This is a genomic window from Tunicatimonas sp. (assembly GCF_049647865.1).
Classification (GTDB): Bacteria; Bacteroidota; Bacteroidia; order Cytophagales; family Cyclobacteriaceae; genus Tunicatimonas.
Genome location: NZ_JBARYM010000184.1, coordinates 1 through 2,484 on the forward strand (window position 1 = coordinate 1; position 2,484 = coordinate 2,484).

Here is a 2,484-nt window from a genome sequence, read left to right on the forward strand (position 1 = left end):
CACCTGAAGTAACCGGAATGTGATTATTCACCGGGCTGCTAAATGCTACTGCATCTGTTTGGTTCAAAATCTCATTAGGCAAAGCATCGGGAGTGAGGCGGTCGGTATCGGCCAAAATAACAGCGCGCTCCACTACGTTGCGCAACTCACGAATATTCCCGGGCCAGTTGTAACGTTTTAGATAATCTAAAAATTCAGGGTCAATGGTGGAGATCGATTTATTGGCGCGTTCGGCATGTTCTTTTAGTAAATGTATCACCAGTAAATCAACATCTTCTCGCCGGTCGCGTAAAGCGGGGAGATCAATAGTGAAAGCACTTAGGCGATAGTATAGGTCGCGACGAAACGCTTCATTATCATCATTAACTAACTCTCGGTTAGTGGCAGCAATAATGCGAATATCTACCGGAATAGGTTCCGTCTCGCCTACCCGATTAAGCATACGAGTTTCCAAAACTCTTAGCAGCTTAGCCTGCAACTCCGGCGACATTTCTCCTAGTTCATCCAGAAAAATAGTACCGCGGTCGGCTGCTTCAAAGTACCCTTTCTTATCGGAGCTGGCTCCAGTAAATGAGCCTTTTTTGTGCCCGAACAATTCAGATTCTTGTAAATCTTTAGGAATAGCGGCGCAGTTAATCGCTACGAAGTTACCCTTCCGGCGCCGACTGGCTAAATGGATTGCTTCCGCGAGCAGTTCTTTTCCTGTTCCGGTTTCACCTAGCAAGAGCACCGTAGTATCGGTAACCGCTACCTTTTCCGCTAATTCCAGCATACGTTGTACTGGCTGGGAGTTTCCTACGATCTTAGCAAAACTAGATTTAGAGTCTAGGCGAAACTCCATTTCCTGTAATTTTCGGTTGAGCACCGCTTTCTCCATAGCCTTTTGCACGACCAGTGGCAAACGTTCGTCGCCATCGCCTTTTGCTAAATAGTCAAAAGCACCCAATTTCATGGCTTGCACGCCATCTTTTACATTACTAAAAGCGGTTAGTACAACTACCTCAATCAGTGGGTACTCTTTTTTAACATATTTAGTGAAATCAATGCCATTGGCATCGGGGAGGTTTACATCGGTTAGTACGAGGTGAATTGTTTCGCTTCTGAGCGCTTCTCGTCCGGTGGCTACATCGCTAGCCTCAAAAATTTTGTACCCTTCTAACCCTAATATTTTAGCCAACAAACTACGAATGCTAGCTTCATCTTCTACGATTAGAATTGAGTTACCTTGAATATCCATACAATTGCTTACTAGTTACTGCAAAAATATCCTTTTTTTATTTCTTGAAAAATTACAAACATCAATCTTGCCTATTCTGTTGTTTTTTTTGCTAATGTACTGTATTTCACAAGTTTATTAGCTACAAACAGTTTCACGCAAATTAAATAATTGCACTCAGTAACGGAAATATTATATTTTATAAATAATGTCTTTAAAAGTTCACCAGCCTTCGCCCGATATTTATCTTCCTTCTACTAATGGTAATCACTTTAAACTAAGTCGCGATTTGGCAAATCAGCCTGTTATTATATACTTCTATCCTAAAGATTTTACCCCAGGCTGCACCCAGGAGGCTTGTAGTTTTCGGGATGCTTTCTCGGTCTTTCGTAACCTAAATATTACAGTAGTAGGAATTAGCCGGGATTCAGTAGAAACGCACCAAAAATTTAAGAAGCAGCATCAGCTTCCTTTTGAACTGCTATCGGATCGGGATGGAAGTGTAGCTAAAAAATACGGAGCATTAGTCCCCTTTTTGAAAGTAGTTCGCCGGGTTACATATTTACTAGATGCCAACCACAAAATTGCTGCGGTATACGAAGATATGTTCGGTGCTGAGAAGCATATTCAGCAGATGGTTAAGGCAGTACAAAAAAGTGTGTAGTGTTATAGTACAAAGCTCAGAGTTTTGAGTTCTGAAGTTTTGGGTTCAGAGTTTTGAGTTTAGAGTTTTTTAAGTCACCCAAAACTCTAAATTTCATCCACTATAACACCATGTACTATAACACTTTAGTACTACAGTTATTTCACCACCTGCCCCAAAGCTTCCAGATACTGAGGTTCGTCCTTGAGGGCCACTCGGGTGATGGCGTTAAATTCTCGTATCCAGGTTCGCAGTTGGTTGATACTTTGGCGTCGGTGCTGCGTAGCTATTTGAGCATCGCTACGATGACGAGCCTGTAAAACACGAGCTTCTTGAATGGTCCGTATCATGGCTTGCCCTTGAGCAATTTCAGCAGAAGAAATAGCGTACTGGCTCAGTATGTCGCTGTACCGACTCGCGTGGGTGTAGAACTCTGATACTTGGGATAACCACCCGGCAACATTGCGCTGACGGGCACCCCATAATCTAAGCACATTACCAGCTGTAATATCTTCTTTCAAAGCTACCCGAGCTAAAGCTAAATGCTCTTGGTACATTGCCTTAAGTAAGGTACTTTCTTGCTGATAAAGAGCGGTTGAGGCTTTTTGTAACCCGTAACTTTCTG

The 2,484-nt window shown here is 42.7% G+C and carries 3 protein-coding genes; 1 reads left to right on the forward strand and 2 read right to left on the reverse strand.

Features of this window, described 5'->3' with window-relative positions; genetic code table 11:
- A partial coding sequence (locus WBA23_RS05610) for a sigma-54-dependent transcriptional regulator (RefSeq protein WP_424581269.1) occupies positions 1-1,237 on the reverse strand: 1,237 nt, incomplete at its 3' end.
- Between the two features lie 187 nt (positions 1,238-1,424).
- On the opposite strand from WBA23_RS05610, the gene WBA23_RS05615 reads away from it, so the two are divergent.
- Positions 1,425-1,880: a peroxiredoxin gene (locus tag WBA23_RS05615; RefSeq protein ID WP_424581270.1), complete on the forward strand. Its 456-nt coding sequence runs from the start codon at positions 1,425-1,427 to the stop codon at positions 1,878-1,880.
- Positions 1,881-2,017: 137 nt separating this feature from the next.
- Here the strand turns inward: WBA23_RS05615 and WBA23_RS05620 are convergent.
- Positions 2,018-2,484: hypothetical protein (locus WBA23_RS05620; RefSeq protein ID WP_424581271.1), on the reverse strand; the 467-nt coding region annotated here is incomplete at its 5' end.